Consider the following 18,355-nt stretch of genomic DNA (forward strand, 5'->3'; position numbering starts at 1 on the left):
TCATGCGTCGAATCCTGAGCGCCTCCGTGGCCGTCGCCGCCCTGACGCTCACCGCCTGCGGCGGGAGCTCGAGCGGCGGTTCCCCGGCCGACAACCCGTCCGGCCCGCTGTCCGGAACCATCACCGTCTTCGCGGCCGCCTCGCTGACCGAGTCGTTCACCGCGCTGGGCCGGCAGTTCGAGAGCGGGCACCCGGGCACGACGGTGAGGTTCAACTTCGGCCCGAGTTCCGGTCTGGCCACGCAGATCGTGAACGGCGCCCCGGCCGACGTGTTCGCCTCCGCGTCGCCGAAGAACATGACGCAGGTGAGCGATGCGCAGGCCGCCGGCCGGTCGGTCGTGTTCGCGACCAACACGATGGAGATCGCCGTCCCCCAGGGCAACCCCGCGAAGATCGACTCCGTCGACGACCTGGCCCGCAAGGGTGTGAAGGTCGTCCTGTGCGCCGCGACCGTGCCCTGCGGCGCGACCGCCCGACAGGTCCTGGCCAACGCGAAGATCACGGTCAAGGCGGTCTCCGACGAGGTCGACGTGAAGTCCACGCTGCAGAAGGTCGGCCTCGGCGAGGCCGACGCGGGCGTCGTCTACGTGACCGACGTGAGATCGGCCGGCGACGAGATCGAGGGCGTGCTCATCCCCGACGCCGTCAACGCCTCGACGGACTACCCGATCGCCACGCTCACCGGGTCCCGGAACAGCGCCCTGGCGCAGGCTTTCGTCGACTACGTGACGTCGCCGGCCGGGCGGGCGGAGCTGTCCGAGGCCGGCTTCACCACCCGATGACCCGCGACCGGCGGGCGAGGACGGCGGGTGGCCGGGTTCCCTGGCCGCTCGCCGTCCCGGCGCTGGTCGCCGTCCTGTTCCTGCTCGTCCCGGTGCTCGGCCTGCTCCAGCGCACGCCGTGGCGCGGGCTGCCCCATCTGCTCGCGGAACCGCCGGTGCGCGAGGCCCTCCGGTTGTCCCTGATCTGCGCGTCGCTCGCGACGCTCGTGTCGTTGCTGATCGGCGTGCCGCTGGCCTACGTGCTGGCGACGGCGCGCTGGCGCGGGGTGGCCCTGCTGCGGGCCCTGGTCACGTTGCCTCTGGTCCTGCCCCCGGTCGTCGGCGGGGTGGCGCTGCTCCTGGCCCTCGGTCGGCGCGGGCTCGTCGGGCAGTACCTGGATTCGTGGTTCGGGCTCACCCTGCCGTTCACCACCGCGGGCGTCGTGGTGGCCGAAACCTTCGTCGCCATGCCGTTTCTCGTGGTGACCGTCGAGGGGGCGCTGCGCTCGGCGGACGCCGGGCTGGTGGAGGCCGCGGCCACGCTCGGCTCACGGCCGTTCGCGACGTTCCGCCGGGTGACGTTACCGTTGATCGCCCCCAGCCTGGTCGCGGGCAGCGTGCTCGCCTGGGCCCGCGCGCTCGGCGAGTTCGGCGCCACCATCACCTTCGCGGGCAACTTCCCGGGCAGCACGCAGACCATGCCGCTGGCGGTGTACCTGGCGTTGGAGAACGACACCGACGCGGCCATCGCCCTCAGCCTCGTGCTCCTCACGCTGTCGGTGGCCGTGCTCCTGCTGCTGCGCGACCGTTGGCTGCGCCCGCTGGGTGCGGCGTGAACGCGCTCGCGGCGCGGGTCGTCGTCCGGCGCGGAACCTTCGAGCTGTCGGTCGACGTCGACGTGGCCGACGGTGAGACGCTCGTGGTGCTCGGGCCCAACGGCGCCGGGAAGACCACCCTGCTGCGCGCGCTGGCCGGGCTGCAGGCCCTGGACGAGGGCCGGCTGGCCGTGGGCGGTGAGGTGTGGGACGACGTCGGCGCGGGCGTGTTCGTCCCGCCCACCGACCGCACGACGGGGGTCGTGTTCCAGGACTACCGGCTCTTCCCGCACCTGACGGTCCGCGACAACGTGGCCTTCGCGGCGCGCGCCCACGGCGCCGGGCGGGCCGAGAGCCGGGCGGCGGCCGAGCCGTGGCTCGAGGCGACCGGGACGGCGGACCTCGCCGGGCGTCGTCCCCACCGGTTGTCGGGCGGGCAGGCGCAGCGGGTCGCACTGGCCCGGGCGCTGTCCGCCCGACCGCGGATGCTGCTGCTCGACGAACCGCTCGCCGCCCTCGACGCGCGCACCCGCCTGGACGTGCGTGACCTGTTGCGCCGCACGCTGCGCTCGTTCGCAGGCCCCGCGGTGGTCGTGACGCACGACCCGCTCGACGCACTGGTGCTGGCCGACCGGCTGCTGGTGCTCGAGGGCGGGCGCGTCGTGCAGTCCGGACCACCGCAGGACGTGGCCCGGCGCCCGGCCACCGACTACGTGGCCCGGCTGGTCGGGCTGAACCTGTACCGGGGCCGGCTGGTCGGCCGGGACACCATCGCACTCGATTCCGGCACAACGCTTTTCGCGTCCACCCCGGAGCCGGTCGGCACGCATGTTCTGGCGGTGCTCGCCCCGACGGCGATCTCGGTCCACTCCGCGCGGCCGGAGGGGTCACCGCGCAACGTGTGGCCCGGGACGGTGACGGGCATGGAACTGCTCACCGACCGGGTCCGCCTGACCGTCGACGCCGCCCCACCCGCCCTGGTCGACGTCACCCCCGCGGCAGTGGCCGAGCTGGGCCTGCACGAAGGATCCGCGGTGTGGCTGTCGGCGAAGGCCACCGAGATCACCGCCTACCCCGGCTGACCCGCCCGGTGATCATGCGCAAACGCAGCATCGATGCTCCAGACTGGCCGCGTGCTCGCCACCGTCTACGACGACCCGTTCGCGTTCGCACCGTTGGCCCGTGACGTACTCCGGCGGCACCCGGTCGCCTGCAACGTGCCGGCCAGCTTCCTCGACGAGATCCTGAACGACCGCCGTCGCCCTGCGGACGGTGAACGCTGGGTGCTCGTGCTCGACGGCCGCGAGCCGGTGGCGGTCGGGATGTGGACGCCCCCGTGGAACCTGTTCCTCTCCCCCACGATGGCCGAGGTCGACGCCGTCGCCCGAGCCCTGGCCGCGGCCCTCGCCGCGCTGCCACTGCCGGGGCTGACCGGCGACGAACCCTTGGCGTTGGCGTTCCTCGAGGCCTGGACGGAGACGACCGGACAACCGACGGAAGTGACTCTGCGGGAACGGTTGTACGAGATCACCGAACCCGTTCCACCGGGCCGGGTCCCGCAGGCGGTAGGCGCCATGCGCCGGGCCGGCGAGCCGGATCTCGACCTGCTCGTGGCCTGGCTGGCCGCGTTCCATGCCGAGGCGATGCCCGACGAACCGTGGGACGACGGCGAGGCCCTCACCCGCACGCGGCTGCTGACCCGGCGACTGTTCCTCTGGGAGGACGGCGCCTCGGCGCGCTGCCTGCTCGGGCTGACCCATCCCGCCGTCGGCGTCTGCCGCGTCGGCCCGGTCTACACGCCGCCCGAGCACCGCGGTCGGGGCTACGCGGGTGCCCTCGTGTCGGCCGCCACGAACCTCGCCCTGCGCGACGCCGCCACGGTGGCGCTCTACGCCGACCTGGCCAACCCGACCTCCGGCCCGCTGTACGAGCGGATCGGGTACCGCCCGATCGGTGACGCGATCATGGCCCGGTTCGGCTGACCAGCCACCCGCTCAGCTCATCCTCCCGTGAACCACCGATCTGGGCCTCCGACGGCCGCCGAATTGGTGGATACCGGGAGTATGAGCCGGCCGTCAGCGCTTGCGCTTCTCCCGGGCCCGGACCGAGACCTGGATCGGGGTGCCCTCGAAGCCGAACTCCTCGCGCAGGCGGCGCTCGATGTAGCGGCGGTACCCGGCCTCGAAGAAGCCGCTGGTGAACAGCACGAACCGCGGCGGGCGGGTGCCGGCCTGGGTGCCGAACAGGATGCGGGGCTGCTTGCCGCCGCGCACGGGGTGCGGGTGACTCTGCATGATCTGCGCCAGCAACTGGTTCAGCCGGGCGGTCGGGACGCGGGTCTCCCACGACGCGAGCGACGTGTCGAGCGCGTTGACGAGACGGTTGGTGTGCCAGCCGGTCTTGGCCGAGATGTTGATCCGCGGCGCCCACGTGACCTGGTTGAGGTCGAGTTCGAACTCGCGCTCCAGGTAGCGGCGGCGCTCGTCGTCCATCAGGTCCCACTTGTTGTAGGCGAGGACCAGGGCGCGCCCGGCGTCCACGACCATCTGGATCACCCGGGTGTCCTGCTCGGACAACGGCTCGCTCGAGTCGAGCAGGACGACGGCCACCTCCGCCTTCTCGAGCGCGGCCTGCGTGCGCAGCGAGGCGTAGAAGTCGGCGCCCTGCGTCTGGTGCACGCGCCGGCGCAGACCCGCGGTGTCGACGAAACGCCACGGCCGACCGTTGATCTCGACGACCTCGTCGACCGGGTCCCGGGTGGTGCCGGCGACCGCGTCGACGACGACCCGCTCCTTGCCGACCAGGCTGTTCAGCAGGCTGGACTTGCCGACGTTCGGGCGCCCCAGCAGCGCGACCCGGCGCAGGCCGTCGTTGTAGACCTCCCCGACGGCGGATTCCTTGGGCAGCGCGGCGAGCACGGCGTCGAGCAGGTCACCCGAGCCGCGGCCGTGCAGCGCCGACACCGGGTACGGCTCCCCCAGTCCCAACCCCCAGAGGCTCGCGGCCTCGAGTTCGCCGCGCTCGTCGTCCACCTTGTTCGCGGCCAGCACGACGGGTTTCTTGCTGCGGCGCAACAACTTCACGACCGCCTCGTCGGTGGCGGTGGCCCCGACGGTGGCGTCCACGACGAAGAGGACCGCGTCGGCCAGTTCGATCGCGATCTCCGACTGCTCGGCGACGCGCGCGGCGAGCCCGCGCACGTCCGTCTCCCAGCCGCCGGTGTCGACGACCGCGAACTCGCGCCCCGACCACTCGGTGCGGTACGTGACGCGGTCGCGGGTGACGCCGGGCACGTCCTGGACGACGGCCTCGCGGCGGCCCAGCACGCGGTTGACCAGCGTCGACTTGCCCACGTTGGGACGGCCCACGACGGCCAGCACGGGCAGCGGGGCTTCGGCCCCCTCGGCGTCGAGGTCGGTCTCCCCCTCGATGAGGGCGTAGTCCTCGTCGGTCAGGTCGTAGTCGTCGAGCCCACCGCGCAGCGCCGAGCTGATGTCGGGGGCATCGACTTCCAGGACCTCATCAGGTCCGTCACTCATCGCGAGACCGGATCTCCCTGCCGCGTACCCACCGTCGCGGCGATCGCCTGGAGCACGGCCTGCACGGTCTGCTCGAAGTCCAGCTCGGAGGAGTCGAGTTGCAGCACGCCGTCGGCGGCCACGTGGAAGCTCGACACCGTGGCGTCGTCGCGGTCGCGGCGCAACACCTGGTCGCGGGTCGCCTCGAGGTGGTGGGCCTCGGCGGCACCGTGCAGCTCGCGGGCGCGCCGGGCCAGCCGGGCCTCCTCGCTGGCGGTGAGCAGGATGCGGACGTCCGCGTCGGGCGCGACGACCGTGGTGATGTCGCGGCCCTCGGCCACGACGCCGGAGCGGACACCGTCGCGGGCTCCTTCGATCAGCTCGCGCTGGCGGCGCTTCAGCTCGGCCCTGACCTCGAGGTTGGTGGCCACGGCGCTGACCTGGCTGGAGATGCGGGTCTCGCGGATCGGCCCGGCCACGTCGGTGGAGCCGACGTGGACGCCGGGCGCCGCAGGGTCGGTGCCCATCCTCAGGTCGAGGTCGCGTACGGCCTGAGCGACGGCGGCCTGGTCGGCCAGGTCGACCCCGGCCTCCAACACGCTCCACGTCGCGGCCCGGTACATGGCCCCCGTGTCGAGGTACTCCAGACCCAGGCGGCGGGCGACCTCGCGGGAGACGCTGGACTTCCCCGAGCCGGACGGACCGTCGACGGCGATCACCAGGGGGCGCGGCAATTCGGAGATCTCCACGGGAGTCCAATCTACCAGCCGAAACAGACCCGCCCGGCCGGTCGGCGTGCCAGCCCAAAGCACAGACATCGATGCGGTCAGGGCCGGTTTCCTGTGCTTTGGGACGGCACGCCGACCTCCAGGCGGAGCCCGTCGGGTTCGACGGCCAGCCCATGCACCCGCACGCGATCCGGCAGCAGGGCCGCCACGTCCACGGCGGGCAACTCCATCCGACCGGTGAGCCGCTCGACCGCCGCCCCACCCAGCGACTGGCCCGCCAGGCCCACGGAAGCCACCTCGAATGACAGTGTCGTGCCGTCGACCTGCGGTTTCAGGAACACGGTGACGGGCCCGAACGGCGTGGGCCTCTCCAGCTCCAGGCCGCCCCGGGCTGCGCGCAGGGCCGGGACGGCGGCGCCGTCCCGCCCCGACCGACGGGCGACCCCCAGGCGCGCAAGGTCGTCCCAGGGCAGGAGCACCTCGACCTGCGGACTCGACCGGCCCACCAGCGCTCGCAGGGCCGTGGGGATGGACACGTGCGCCTCCACCCCCGGGCCGAGGCGAGTGCTGAGCGCCGTCTCGATGCGGTGCTCGGCCCGCCCGGCCGCGACCGCCCCGACGACCAGCACCGCACCGAGGGCCAGCCCCACGGTCAGAGCGGTGACGAGCACCAGACGTCGGCGACGGGTAGGCAGGAACCGGCGGAGGATCATGGAACGAGCCTGGGGCGCCGCCCTGCGGATCCCCGGGTTCCCGCCCCCGCCGGCGCTGCCCGGGCCGCCGAGAGGATCGTCGGCGAACCGTCAGCGGACCGTCAGGTTCAGGGCCGGCCGGTGCGGCAGACTGGCCGGATGGCGGTGGAGACGGCCCCACGCGTGCTGGTGCTGGAGGACGAGCCGGCCATCCGGGAGATCGTCGTACGGGCCCTGACCTTCGCCGGCTACGACGTGACCGCCGTGGGCACCACCGCGCAGGCCCGGGAGGCCCTGACCCGTGCCCCGGCCCCCGACCTCCTGCTGTTGGACGTGATGTTGCCCGAGGGCTCGGGCTTCGAGGTAGGGGCCCACGCCCGGGCCCATCACCCGGGCGTGGCCGTCGTGTTCCTTACCGCGAAGGACTCCGTGGACGACCGGTTGACCGGGTTCGCCCTGGGCGGCGACGACTACCTGACCAAGCCGTTCCACATCGCCGAACTCGTGGCCCGCGTGGGCGCCGTGCTGCGCCGCGCCCAACCCCCGGCCACCGAGCCGCAGCTGCAGGTCGCCGACCTCGTGATCCGCGAGCACGCCCACGAGGTGACCCGCGCGGGCGCCCGGATCGACCTGTCCCCCACCGAATACCGGCTGCTTGAGCACCTGGTGCGCAACGCCGGTCGGGTGCTGTCCAAACAGCAACTGCTGGAGGCGATCTGGCAGTACGACTTCGGCGGCGACGCCGGGGTGGTGGAGAAGTTCGTCAGCCAGCTGCGACGCAAGGTCGACACCGGTCACGATCCGTTGCTGCACACCGTCCGCGGGTTCGGCTATGTCGTGCGCCCACCCGAATCCTGAGCCGACCGTGGAGCGTCTGTGAACCGGGTGCGCACCTGGGCGGGCACCCTGCGCGGCCGCCTGCTGCTGGGCACCCTCGCCCTGCTCACCGTCGGGCTGCTGAGCGCGGACCTGACCGCCTACCTCGTCCTGAGGTCGCACCTGGACGAGCGGCACGACCGGCTCCTGAGCGCGGCGGCGGCCCAGCTGGACCGGTGGCAGGCGAAGCAGCTGCGGGTCACCCCCGCCGACGGCACGCACCACGTGACCCTGACCTCCCTGCCGGCGCTGACCCCGGTGGGTGCCCTCGTGGTGCTGCGCGCCCCCGACGGGACCGTGCGCCTGAGCACCGCGCCCGTGACGCCCGCAGCGGACGGGAGCGTGCCCGGCTACGTGGTACGGGAATGGCGGCCCGACGTCCCCCTCGCGCTCGACCTGCCCGACGGGCGCAGCGAACCCGTCGGCAGTGTCCTCGTCGGAGTCGCGGTGGACGGCGACCGGGAGACGCTGGCCACGCTGCTGCGGGTCGAGCTGCTCGGGGCGATCCTGATCGTCGCCGTCGCCGCCCTGGGCGGCCGGCTCCTGGTGCGTCGGGGCCTGAGCCCGCTGCGCCGGATGGCCGAGACGGCGGCCCGGATCGAACAGGGCAGCCGGGAGCCGATCGTCGGTGGTCCGACCGGCACCGAGACGCACGACCTGGCCGTGGCCCTCGACCGGGCGCTGGCCGCCCGGGCCCGCAGTGAGGCCGCCGCCCGCGACTTCCTCGCGGATGCCTCGCACGAGCTGCGCACGCCCGTGGCCGCGGTCCGCGGCTGGGCCGAGCTGTACGCGGCCGGAATGCTGCCCGACCCCGACGACCTGGACGCGGCGCTGCGCTCCATCGGTTCGGAGGGCGAGCGGATGGCGGCCCTGGTCGAGCAGATGCTCGCGCTGGCCCGGCTCGACGCGGTCGCGAGGGCCGCGGTGGACGAGCCGGTCGACGTCGCCGAAGTGGTCACCCAGGCCTGCCTTCAGGTCCGACCGCTCCTGGGCGAGCGCCCGCAGCGGCTGACCTGCTCGCTGCTGGACTCACCTCTGGACTCACTGCTGGACGACGACGGGGGGCCCGATCGGGCGGCCCGCGGTCGGCGCTGGATCGTCCCCGGGGACGGCACGGCGATCCGGCGGGCCGTCGACAACCTGGTGCTGAACGCCCTCACGCACGCCGGCCCGGACGCCGAGGTGCGGGTCACGGTGCGGCCGGGGCCCGACGAGGTGGTCGTGGACGTCGCGGACACCGGGCCGGGGTTGAGCGCGCAGGAGCGGGACCGGGCGTTCGACCGGTTCTGGCGGGGGTCCCCCGGGCGGGAGCGGTCGGCGGGTGGGTCCGGGTTGGGCCTGGCGATCGCGCGCGCCGTCGCCCGCGGCCACGGCGGTGACGTCTCCCTGTCCGGCGTCGAGCCGCACGGCCTGGTCGCCCGGCTGCGACTGCCCCGCAGCACACCGGCGGCGAGCGCTCAGCGGATCGTCAGCTCCGGCGCCGGCCAACCCTCCACCGGCCGCGCTGCACTGGACGACGTGCTCCCGACGACCCACACCCCGACGTCCGAGACCTCGACATCCTCCGCAGCGCCGCCTGCAGCACCCGACACGGGCCGGTGGGCGGGCCTCCCGGTTCGCAGGCCGTGGCTCACGCTCGCCGCCTGGCTGCTCCTGATCGTGACCGCGCTCCTCGGCGCCCGCCTGGCCAGCGGCACCTTCGAGACCGATCTCGGGCTGCCCGGTTCCCCGTCCGCCGAGGCCGCCGACGTGCTCGCCCAGCACGAACCGGACGCCGGGGAGGCCGGCGCGACCGTCGTCCTGTACGCCGCCGACGGACTGGAGGGGCGCCGGGCGCAGGTGGAGGCGTTCGCGCAGCGCCTGCGCGAAGTGCCCGGCGTGGTCGACGTCTCCGAACCCCTGGCCGCCGGAACCGTCGCCGACACGGGGCGCACGGCCTTCCTCACCCTGGACCTGACCGATCCTCCGCGGAGTCTGCCCAGCGCCGACCTGGACGCCCTGCGCGCCGCCGACGAGGCCGCCCCGAGCGGGCTGGAGGTGTCCTACGCCGGGCTGCTCGGCGAGACGGTGGACACGGGGGGCCGCCCCTCGCACCTGGCGGAGGCCATCGGCCTCGTCACCGCCCTCGTGGTGCTCCTGGTGATGTTCGGCTCCGTGGCGGGGGCGCTGCTGCCGCTGGTGTCGGCCGCCGTCGCCGTGGTGACCGGCCTGGCCCTGATCAGGATTCTGGCGAGCGGGCTGACGCTGGCCACGATCGCCCCGACGCTGGCGGCCATGATCGGGCTGGGGTGCGGCATCGACTACGCGCTGTTCGTGGTGACCCGGGCCCGGCAGGGCCAGCTGTCGGGGCGGGAACCGCAGGCGGCGGTCCGGTACGCGCTGCACTCCAGCGGGCACGCCGTGCTGGTGGCGGCGGGCACCGTGGGCATCGCGCTGCTGGGCCTGTACGCCTCGGGCGTGCAGTTCATCGGCCGTCTGGGCCTGGCCGCCACCGTGACGCTGGCCATCTCGGCCCTGGCCGCAGTCACGCTGACGCCCGCACTGCTGAGCCTGCTCGGTCCGCGGATCGACCGGTTGCGGGTACGCCGTCCGCGGGCCGAGGGCGGGGCGGACGGCGGGGTCTGGGCTCGGTACGCGGCCTGGGTGGCCCGCCACCCGCTGCCCGTGACGGGCGCCGCGCTCCTCCTCCTGGCGGTGCTCACCGTGCCGCTCTTCTCGCTGCGGTTGGGGCACGTCGACGACGGCTCCGCCCCCGCCGGCAGCACCCAACGGGTGGCCTACGACCGGATGGCCGAGGGGTTCGGGCCCGGGGTCAACGGCCGGTTCACGGCCCTCCTGCGGCTCGCGTCCGCACCCGACAGCCCGGCCGGGCAGGAGATCCTCGCGAACGCCCGGACGCAGCTCGCCAGTACGGCCGGGGTGGCGACACTGACCCCGTGGCAGATCAGCCCGGACGGCGCGATCGCGGTCACGACCGTCACCCCGACCACCGGCCCGCAGGACGCGGCCACCGGAGACCTGTACGACCGGTTGCGCGGCCCGACCGCGGACGCCATCCGGTCGTCGACCGGCGCGGATCTGCAGCTGACCGGGCAGACCGCGGCCCAGGTGGACTTCGCCGACCGGCTGACGGCCGGGTTGCCGGCGATCGTCGCCCTCGTCGTGGGGGCCGCGTTCCTGTTGCTCACGCTCACCTTCCGCAGCCCGGTGGTGGCCCTGAAAGCGGCGCTGATGAACGTGATCTCGATCGCGGCGTCCTACGGCGTCGTCGTCGCCGTCTTCCAATGGCACTGGGGAGCGGGGCTGTTCGGCCTCGACGCAGCCGTGCCGATCGAGTCGTACGTGCCGATGATGATGTTCGCCATCGTCTTCGGGCTCTCGATGGACTACGAGGTCTTCCTGCTCTCCCGGGTGCGGGAGGCCTGGCTCGGGGGCGCCTCGACGACGGACGCGGTGGCCTCCGGGCTGTCGGCGACCGCCCGGGTGATCGGCGCGGCCGCCCTCATCATGATCAGCGTGTTCGCCGGGTTCGCGCTCGACGACAACGTCGGCGTCAAGATGCTCGCCGTGGGCCTGGCCGTGAGCGTCGCGATCGATGCCACCGTGGTGCGGCTGCTCCTGGTGCCGGCCGCGATGGTGTTGCTGGGTGAGGCCAACTGGTGGCTACCCCGGTGGGCGCGCGGGTTCCTCGACCGCTACGACACGACCCGCCAGTCCCGCGCGGTCAACGCCTCCACCAAAGCGGGCCGGGCCGCCGGCAGCACCGACACCTCGGCGAGCCCGACGAGTTGACCGGCGGCGTGTTCGAGGGCGAACTCCTCGACGTTGATCCCCGCCTCGCCGATGTCGTCGAACAACCGCCGCAACTGCCCCGGACGGTCCGGCAGCAGCACGGTGACCTGCGCGTACCGGGTCGGCGAGCCGCCGTGCTTGCCCGGGATCCGGGCTCGGCCGTCGCGGCCCGACTCCACCACCCGGGCCACGGTGGCCTGGGCCCGGGACGCCGACTCGAGGGCGCCGATGACGTCGTCGAGGTCGGCCCGCAGGTCCTTCAGCGTCCGGACGACGGGCCCCGAGTTGGCGGCCAGGATCTGCGCCCACAGCGAGGGGTCGGAGTCCGCGATCCGCGTCGTGTCCCGCAAACCCTGCCCGGCCAGGGCGACCGCCTCGTCGGCGGCCTTCACCAACCGGGCCGACACCAGGGAGGCCGCGACCTGGGGGACGTGCGAGACGAGCGCCACGGCCTCGTCGTGCGCGGCGGCGTCCAGCTGCACGGGAGCCGCGCCGAGCGCGACGACGACCCGGCGCACCAGGGCCAGCCGCCCGTCGTCCGTGAGCGCCGACGGGCACAACACCCAGGGGCGGCCGAGGAACAGGTCGGCCTGCGCCGCGACCGGGCCGGACCGCTCGCGGCCGGCCATCGGGTGCCCGCCCACGTAGCGGGCGGCCCCCGCGGCCCCCGCGGCCCCCGCGACGGCCGCGGCGATGCCGGCCTTCACGCTGGCCACGTCGGTGACCGTCGCGTCCGGGTGGGTCTCGAGCTCGGTCAGGACGACGTCCGCCGTCACGTCGGGCGGGGCGGCCACGACCACCAGGTCGACCGCGATCCCTCCGGGGTCGGGTTCGCCGCCGCCCACGTCCTCGGCCAGGGCCAGCGCGGTCGGCGACGGATCGGCCAGCAACACCCGGACGCCGTGCTGGCGCAGGCCGAGCGCGATGCTCGTGCCGAGCAGTCCGGTGCCGACCACCCGGGCGGTGGCCAGCCCCGCGATCCGCTCGCCCATCAGTCCTCGAAGGTCGGCACGTCGGCCCGCAGCAGCTCGGTGCCGCGCAGGTACACGTTCTGGACGTCGGCGCGCGCGAGTTCCGTCTCGACGTGCAGCATCAGCCGGACCACCCGGGGCATCGAGCCCTCGACGTACATCTCCTGCAGGCAGAACAGCGCCGGCTCCTCGAGACCGAGCTGGCGGGCGGCCACGGCCGGGGCCACCGACGACACGTCGCGGGTGGCACTGAAGACGATGCTGATCACGTCGTCGTGCTCGATCTTGTTGGCGGACAACACTTCCTGGAGCAGCTCGCGCGTGCGCCGCAGCACGTGCTCCTTGTCGTCGACGTCCACCTGGGTGGCGCCCCGGACGGCGCGGACCGCCATGCCTACAGCCCCGCCGCGTCGAAGAGCGAGCTGAGTTCGGCACCGTGCAGCGCACGGGTCCGGCCGGAGCGCAGGTCGCCCATCCGGACCGGCCCGATCTGGATGCGCGCCAGCTGCAGCACCGGGTAGCCGACCTCGGCCATCATCCGGCGGATCACCCGGTTGCGGCCCGAGTGCAGCACGATCTCCAGCAGCGCCTTGCCCGGCCGCGAGTCGACGAGCTTGAACGAGTCGACCTTGGCCAGCCCGTCGTCCAGCTGCACGCCCTCGCGCAGCCGCCTCCCGACGTCCCGGGCCACCGGCCCGGCCACCTCGACCAGGTACGTCTTGGGCACCTCGGAGCTCGGGTGAGCCAGCTTGTTGGCCAGCGTGCCGTCGTTGGTGAGGATGATCAGGCCCTCGGTGTCGGTGTCGAGCCGCCCGACGTGGAACAGCCGCTCCTCGCGGTTGGTCACGTAGTCGGCCAGGGTGGGCCGGTTCTTGCCGTCCGGGTCGGTCGGCGCCATCGTCGAGATGACGCCCGGCGGCTTGTTCAGCGCCAGGTAGACCAGGTTGTCGTCGAGCTGCAGGCGCACGCCGTCGACGTGCACGACCTGGCGCTTCGGGTCGACGCGCACGCCGAGCTCGGTGACGGTCTGCCCGTCGACCTGCACCCGGCCGGCTGCGATCAGGTCCTCACTGGCCCGGCGGGAGGCCAGTCCGGACTGGGCGATGAGCTTCTGCAGGCGCACGCCGTCCGGGTCGTGGACGTCGGCGCCCGTGTCCTGCGGCCCGTTCGCACGCTTGGGGGTGTCGGCGAAGCGGCGCGGGTCCTTCGCCGCGCTCTTCTTGCCGGGCCGGGCGGCGGGGTCGCGCGGGTAGCCGCCCCGGCTCGGGGTGGCCTTCCTGGGGGTTCTGGGGGTCCGTCCCTGGGGTGTCACTGCATGTCTCCGCTGAGGTCGTCGAGTGCGTCCATCTCCGGCAGGTACGGCGCCAGGGGCGGCAGCTCGTCGAGGCTGGTCAGGCCCAGCTTGTGCAGGAAGGTCTCGGTGGTGCCGTACAGGACGGCGCCGGTCGCCGGGTCCTGGCCGACCTCCTCGACCAGGCCGCGCGCGACCAGCGTGCGCATCACGCCGTCCACGTTCACGCCCCGCACGGCCGACACCCGGGCCCGGCTGACGGGCTGCCGGTAGGCGACGATCGCCAGCGTCTCCAGGCCGGCCTGGGTGAGCTTGGCGGTCTGCCCGTCGAGGACGAACCGGCCGATCACGTCGGCGTACTCGGCCCGGCTGTACATCCGCCAGCCGCCCGCGACCCGGCGCAGCTCGAAGCCGCGCCCGTCGCGCTCGTACTCGGCGACCAGCTCGGCCAGCAGCTCGGCGACCCGGGCCACGTCCGTGCCGAGCGCCGCGGCCAGGGACAGCTCGTCCACCGGCCGCTCGACGACGACCAGGATCGCCTCCAGCGCGCCGCGGGCGCCGCCGGGCAGGCTGTCGAGGTCGATCGGGGGCGCCTCCTCGACGTCGGGCGCCTCGGGAGCGGTCTCGGGCCCCTCGTCGAGCTCGGGAGCCTGGTCGAGATGCTCGTCGGTCGCGGTCACGCCCCCATCATGCCGCGCCGGGCCCGTGATCAAGGAATCCGGCGCGGAGCCCGCTACTCGTCGAACTCGTCCTCGACGTCGATCTCGCCGTCCTCGGCGCCCGTCCACCGCACGGTCAGCTCCCCCAACGGCGTGACCTGGTCGAACGCCACGGCTCCCTCCCGGAACAGCTCGAGCAGGGCGAGGAACCGGGCCACGACCACGACGGTCTCGTCGGCGTCGGCGACCAGCGACCGGAAGCTCGCCGTCCCGGCCCGGCGCATCCGGTCGACGACCAGGGCGGCCTGCTCGCGGACGCTGACCGCCGGCGCGTGCAGGTGCTCCAGCGCGACCACCGGTGGGGCTTTGGGGGCGCTGGCCGCAGCGGCGAGTTCGGCGAACTGGTGCGGCGACAGCCCGAGCACGAGCTCGGGCAGCAGCTTGGTGAACTGGGTCTCCAGCGGGACGGCGCGGGCCTGGCGCCGGGCCTCGGCCGCCACCCGCTCGGCGAAGGCCCCCGCGACCTCCTTGAACGCCCGGTACTGCAGCAGCCGGGCGAACAACAGGTCGCGGGCCTCCAGCAGGGCCAGGTCCTCGTCGTCCTCGACCTCGGCGGCGGGCAGCAGCCGGGCCGCCTTGAGGTCGAGCAGCGTGGCCGCGACCAGCAGGAACTCCGACACCTCGCCCAGGTCCCAGTCGGACTCCAGGGCCCGGATGTGGGCCACGAACTCGTCGGTGACCGCGGCGATCGCGATCTCGGTGACGTCGAGCTTGTGCTTGGCGATCAGCCCCAGCAGCAGGTCGAACGGGCCCTCGAAGTTGTCGAGGTGGACCTGGAAGGACGGTGCCGTGCGGTTGGTCAGGACGCCGCCGGGCACGACCTCGGGCTCGGCGCCCGCCGTCCGGGTGGTCCCGTCCGGACGCGTCAGCGAGACGTCGTCGCGGTGCACCTGCAGGTCCGACGGCGGCGCCTCGGTGGCCGGCGCCTCCGGCAGGCGGATCTCAGGCAGCGTCGCCTCGCGCGATCAGCTCACGGGCCAGCAGGCGGTAGGCGTAGGCCCCCGCGTGCGACCCGGCGTACGTGGTGATCGGCTCGGCGGCCACCGACGCGTCGGGGAACTTCACCGTCCGCCCGATCACGGTGTGGAAGACCCGGTCGCCGAAGGCCTCGACCACGCGGGCCACCACCTCGCGGCTGTGCAGCGTGCGCGGGTCGTACATGGTGGCCAGGATGCCGTCGACCTCCAGGCCCGGGTTCAGCCGGTCCTTCACCTTGTCGATCGTCTCGACGAGCAGGGCGACCCCGCGCAGCGCGAAGAACTCGCACTCCAGCGGGATCACCACGCCGTGGGCGGCGGTCAGCGCGTTGACGGTGAGCAGGCCCAGCGACGGCTGGCAGTCGATCAGCACCACGTCGTAGTCGTCGACCACCGGGCGCAGCACGCGCTGCAGCGTCATCTCGCGGGCCACCTCGCCGACCAGCTGCACCTCGGCGGCCGACAGGTCGATGTTGGCCGGCAGCAGGTCGAGGCCGGGCAGGCCGGTGGAGCGGATCACATCCCGGATCTGGGTGTCCCGGTCCATCAGGACGTTGTAGATCGTCTTGTCGAGCTCGTGCGGGTTGATGCCGAGCCCCACGGACAGCGCACCCTGCGGGTCGAAGTCGACCAGGAGCACCTTGCGGCCGTACTCGGCCAGCGTGGCCCCCAGGTTGATGGTGGTCGTCGTCTTGCCGACGCCGCCCTTCTGGTTGCACATCGCGATGATCCGGGCCGGACCGTGGGAGGTCAGGGGCTGCGGCTCCGGGAAGTTCGGCATCGGCCGCCCGGTGGGCCCCTCGGCCCCGACCGCGCTCAACGACAGCAGGTCGTCGGCGCCCCGGTCAGGGGTGCGCTGGATGGTCAGGTCTACGGCTGTCGCAGTCGTCTCGTTCGTCACGTCGTCTCCTCGCTAGCGCCGTCGACGCCGCCTGCCTACGCACACATCATCCCTCGCGCGCGAGCACGACCCTGCGAGGTTAGTCGGCGCGTCGCGGACCGCTCAACCCCGGGTGTGTCCCCGGGGACAACCCGGGACAACCCGGCTGAGCAGCCCTTCAGGCGTGCAGGGCCCGCGGATGGGCGGTCACGTAGACCTCCCGCAGGGCGTCCGCGCTGACCTTCGTGTACAGCTGCGTCGTGGTCACCGAGGCGTGCCCGAGCAGCTCCTGCACCACCCGGACGTCGGCGCCGCCCTCGAGCAGGTGGGTCGCGAAGGAGTGCCGCAGGGTGTGCGGCGAGACCCGGCCGGCCAGGTCCGCCCGGTCGGCGGCCCCGGCCAGCACGGCCCAGGCGCTCTGCCGGGACAGCGGCCCGCCGCGCGCGTTCAGGAACAACCAGGCCGAACCCGACCCGCGGGCCGCGAGCGCCGGGCGACCCCGGACCAGGTAGGCCTCGACGGCGGCCAGCGCGAAGCTGCCGACCGGGACGATCCGCTGCTTGTCGCCCTTCCCGTGCAACCGGACCAGCCCGTCGGTACGGTCCAGGTCGTCGACGGCCAGCCCGACGGCCTCGCTGATCCGGGCGCCGCAGCCGTAGAGCAGCTCCAGCAGCGCGCGGTCGCGCAGCCCGGCGGGGGTCTCCGGTGCCTTCGTCGCGACCAGCAGCCGTTCGACGTCCGCGACCGAGATGGCCTTCGGCAGCCGTTTGGGCGCGGCGGGCGGTTGCACCTGCCCGGCCGGGTCGTGCGGGGTCCGGCCCTCGAGCACGAGGAACCGGTGGAACCCGCGGACGGCGACCACCGTGCGGGCCGCGGACGTGGCGCTCAGCGGCGCCCCGCCGTCCTCGCCCGTGCGGATCGACGCGAGGAACTCGGCGACCAGCGCCTCGGTCACCGCCCCCGCGCTCGACACGCCCCGCGCAGCCAGGAAGGCCAGGTAGCGGCGCAGGTCGCGACGGTACGCGGCGAGGGTGTTGGCGGACAGGCCACGCTCGACGGCGAGATGGTCGAGGTACCCGGCGACCTCGCCGTCCACCTCGCGCACCACGCCCGCCGTCGAACTGACCGTCACGGGCCCACTGTCACACGGCCGGGCCCGGCTACGCCCCGAGAACCGCCGCCAACGAGGTCGAATCGAGATCGTGCGCCTGCGCGACCGGCTCGTACGTGACGGCACCCGCGTGCGTGTTCAGGCCCTTGGCCAGCGCCGGATCCCGGCGCAGCGCCTCCTGCCAGCCCCGGCCCGCGAGCTCGACCGCGTACGGCAGCGTCACGTTGGTCAGCGCGTAGGTGCTCGTGTGCGGGACGGCGCCGGGCATGTTCGCGACGCAGTAGAAGATCGACTCGTGCACCTGGTACGTCGGGTCGGCGTGCGTGGTCGGGTGCGAGTCCTCGAAGCAGCCGCCCTGGTCGATCGCGATGTCGACCAGCACACTGCCCGGCTTCAACCGCGAGACCTGCTCGTTGGTGATCAGTTTCGGCGCCTTGGCGCCGGGGACGAGAACGGCGCCGATGATCAGGTCGGCGTCGGCGATCGCCCGTTCGATCTCGTACGCGTTGCTGGCCACGGTCTGCACGTGGCCCTGGTAGATGCGATCCATGCTGCGCAGCCGGTCGATGTTGCGGTCCATGAGGATCACCTCGGCCTCCATGCCCAGGGCGATCACCGCGGCGTTCATGCCCGCCACTCCGGCGCCGATGATGACGACCTTCGCCGCCCACACGCCGGACACCCCGCCCATCAGCAGGCCGCGCCCGCCCTGCGCGCGCATCAGCGTGTGGGCACCGACCTGCGGGGCCAGCCGGCCCGCGACCTCGCTCATCGGCGCCAGCAACGGCAGGCTGCGGTCGGGCAGCTCGACCGTCTCGTAGGCGATCGCGGTGACCTCGCGGGCCACCAGCTCCTCGGTCAGCGCCCGGTCGGCGGCGAGGTGCAGGTACGTGAAAAGCACCTGACCGGAACGCATCCGGTGGTACTCCTCCTTGATCGGCTCCTTCACCTTGAGGATCAGGTCGCCCGTACCCCAGACGTCGTCGGCGGTGGCCAGGATCTTCGCGCCCGCCTCGACGTACTGCGCGTCGGGGATGGATGACCCCTCCCCCGCGCCCGCCTCGAGGAACACGTCGTGCCCGGCCCGGGCCAGCTCGTGCACTCCGGCCGGGGTGATGGCCACCCGGTACTCGTGGTTCTTGACCTCGCGGGGAATCCCGATCTTCACCGGTCCACGTCCTTCGCAGCTCTCGACCTGCTCTTCTCGACCTCGCCCGACCATAG

General features: G+C 73.5%; 17 protein-coding genes. 6 read left to right on the forward strand and 11 right to left on the reverse strand.

Annotated elements, in window-relative coordinates:
- Positions 1 to 2 precede the first annotated feature (2 nt).
- The 4 genes from modA to ACIB24_RS19895 are packed head-to-tail and all read left to right on the forward strand — an operon-like array spanning position 3 to position 3,558.
- Positions 3 to 782, forward strand: a complete 780-nt coding sequence (gene modA / locus ACIB24_RS19880; protein WP_398283928.1) for a molybdate ABC transporter substrate-binding protein — start codon at positions 3 to 5, stop codon at positions 780 to 782.
- Positions 779 to 1,597, forward strand: a complete 819-nt coding sequence (locus ACIB24_RS19885; RefSeq protein WP_398283929.1) for an ABC transporter permease — start codon at positions 779 to 781, stop codon at positions 1,595 to 1,597. Before modA ends, ACIB24_RS19885 begins: the two co-directional genes overlap by 4 nt.
- Positions 1,594 to 2,658 (forward strand): ABC transporter ATP-binding protein, encoded by a 1,065-nt coding sequence (locus ACIB24_RS19890; RefSeq protein WP_398283930.1) that lies wholly within the window; start codon positions 1,594 to 1,596, stop codon positions 2,656 to 2,658. Before ACIB24_RS19885 ends, ACIB24_RS19890 begins: the two co-directional genes overlap by 4 nt.
- 51 nt (positions 2,659 to 2,709) lie before the next feature.
- A complete protein-coding gene (locus ACIB24_RS19895) occupies positions 2,710 to 3,558 on the forward strand; it encodes a GNAT family N-acetyltransferase (RefSeq protein ID WP_398283931.1) in 849 nt (282 codons plus the stop codon).
- Positions 3,559 to 3,651: 93 nt separating this feature from the next.
- On the opposite strand, the gene der is transcribed toward ACIB24_RS19895, so the two are convergent.
- From der to ACIB24_RS19910, 3 genes are all read right to left on the reverse strand, one after another.
- Complete coding sequence (gene der, locus ACIB24_RS19900; protein WP_398283932.1) at positions 3,652 to 5,115, reverse strand: ribosome biogenesis GTPase Der; 1,464 nt, start codon at positions 5,113 to 5,115, stop codon at positions 3,652 to 3,654.
- Complete coding sequence (gene cmk, locus ACIB24_RS19905) at positions 5,112 to 5,843, reverse strand: (d)CMP kinase (RefSeq protein ID WP_398283933.1); 732 nt, start codon at positions 5,841 to 5,843, stop codon at positions 5,112 to 5,114. Before cmk ends, der begins: the two co-directional genes overlap by 4 nt.
- 77 nt (positions 5,844 to 5,920) lie before the next feature.
- Positions 5,921 to 6,535: a hypothetical protein gene (locus ACIB24_RS19910; RefSeq protein ID WP_398283934.1), complete on the reverse strand. Its 615-nt coding sequence runs from the start codon at positions 6,533 to 6,535 to the stop codon at positions 5,921 to 5,923.
- 138 nt (positions 6,536 to 6,673) lie between these two features.
- On the opposite strand from ACIB24_RS19910, the gene ACIB24_RS19915 reads away from it, so the two are divergent.
- Both ACIB24_RS19915 and ACIB24_RS19920 read left to right on the forward strand, forming a co-directional pair.
- Positions 6,674 to 7,372 (forward strand): response regulator transcription factor, encoded by a 699-nt coding sequence (locus ACIB24_RS19915; RefSeq protein WP_398283935.1) that lies wholly within the window; start codon positions 6,674 to 6,676, stop codon positions 7,370 to 7,372.
- An 18-nt stretch (positions 7,373 to 7,390) separates the two neighbouring features.
- Positions 7,391 to 11,182, forward strand: a complete 3,792-nt coding sequence (locus ACIB24_RS19920; protein ID WP_398283936.1) for an MMPL family transporter — start codon at positions 7,391 to 7,393, stop codon at positions 11,180 to 11,182.
- Here ACIB24_RS19920 and ACIB24_RS19925 read toward each other — a convergent pair.
- The 8 genes from ACIB24_RS19925 to ald all read right to left on the reverse strand — a co-directional run bounded on the left by ACIB24_RS19925 (position 11,086) and on the right by ald (position 18,299).
- A complete protein-coding gene (locus ACIB24_RS19925; RefSeq protein ID WP_398283937.1) occupies positions 11,086 to 12,174 on the reverse strand; it encodes a prephenate dehydrogenase in 1,089 nt (362 codons plus the stop codon). The two genes, ACIB24_RS19920 and ACIB24_RS19925, sit on opposite strands and share 97 nt — an antisense overlap.
- Positions 12,174 to 12,545 (reverse strand): chorismate mutase, encoded by a 372-nt coding sequence (gene aroH / locus ACIB24_RS19930; protein WP_398283938.1) that lies wholly within the window; start codon positions 12,543 to 12,545, stop codon positions 12,174 to 12,176. Before aroH ends, ACIB24_RS19925 begins: the two co-directional genes overlap by 1 nt.
- Positions 12,546 to 12,547: 2 nt before the next feature.
- Positions 12,548 to 13,465 (reverse strand): pseudouridine synthase, encoded by a 918-nt coding sequence (locus tag ACIB24_RS19935; RefSeq protein ID WP_398283939.1) that lies wholly within the window; start codon positions 13,463 to 13,465, stop codon positions 12,548 to 12,550.
- Entirely contained in the window at positions 13,462 to 14,124 is a 663-nt protein-coding gene (gene scpB, locus ACIB24_RS19940; RefSeq protein WP_398283940.1) for an SMC-Scp complex subunit ScpB, read from the reverse strand. The genes ACIB24_RS19935 and scpB overlap by 4 nt, the downstream gene beginning before the upstream one ends.
- Before the next feature lie 53 nt (positions 14,125 to 14,177).
- On the reverse strand, positions 14,178 to 15,053 hold the full coding sequence (locus tag ACIB24_RS19945) for a segregation and condensation protein A (protein WP_398283941.1): 876 nt from the start codon (positions 15,051 to 15,053) through the stop codon (positions 14,178 to 14,180).
- A gap of 52 nt (positions 15,054 to 15,105) precedes the next feature.
- Positions 15,106 to 15,921 (reverse strand): ParA family protein, encoded by an 816-nt coding sequence (locus ACIB24_RS19950; protein WP_398284125.1) that lies wholly within the window; start codon positions 15,919 to 15,921, stop codon positions 15,106 to 15,108.
- 277 nt (positions 15,922 to 16,198) lie between these two features.
- A complete protein-coding gene (gene xerD, locus ACIB24_RS19955) occupies positions 16,199 to 17,152 on the reverse strand; it encodes a site-specific tyrosine recombinase XerD (RefSeq protein ID WP_398283942.1) in 954 nt (317 codons plus the stop codon).
- A 28-nt stretch (positions 17,153 to 17,180) separates the two neighbouring features.
- Complete coding sequence (gene ald / locus ACIB24_RS19960) at positions 17,181 to 18,299, reverse strand: alanine dehydrogenase (protein ID WP_398283943.1); 1,119 nt, start codon at positions 18,297 to 18,299, stop codon at positions 17,181 to 17,183.
- Positions 18,300 to 18,355: the final 56 nt, after the last annotated feature.

Origin of the sequence: Spongisporangium articulatum (assembly GCF_044465595.1) — a bacterium.
GTDB classification, from domain to species: Bacteria; Actinomycetota; Actinomycetes; order Actinomycetales; family Kineosporiaceae; genus Spongisporangium; species Spongisporangium articulatum.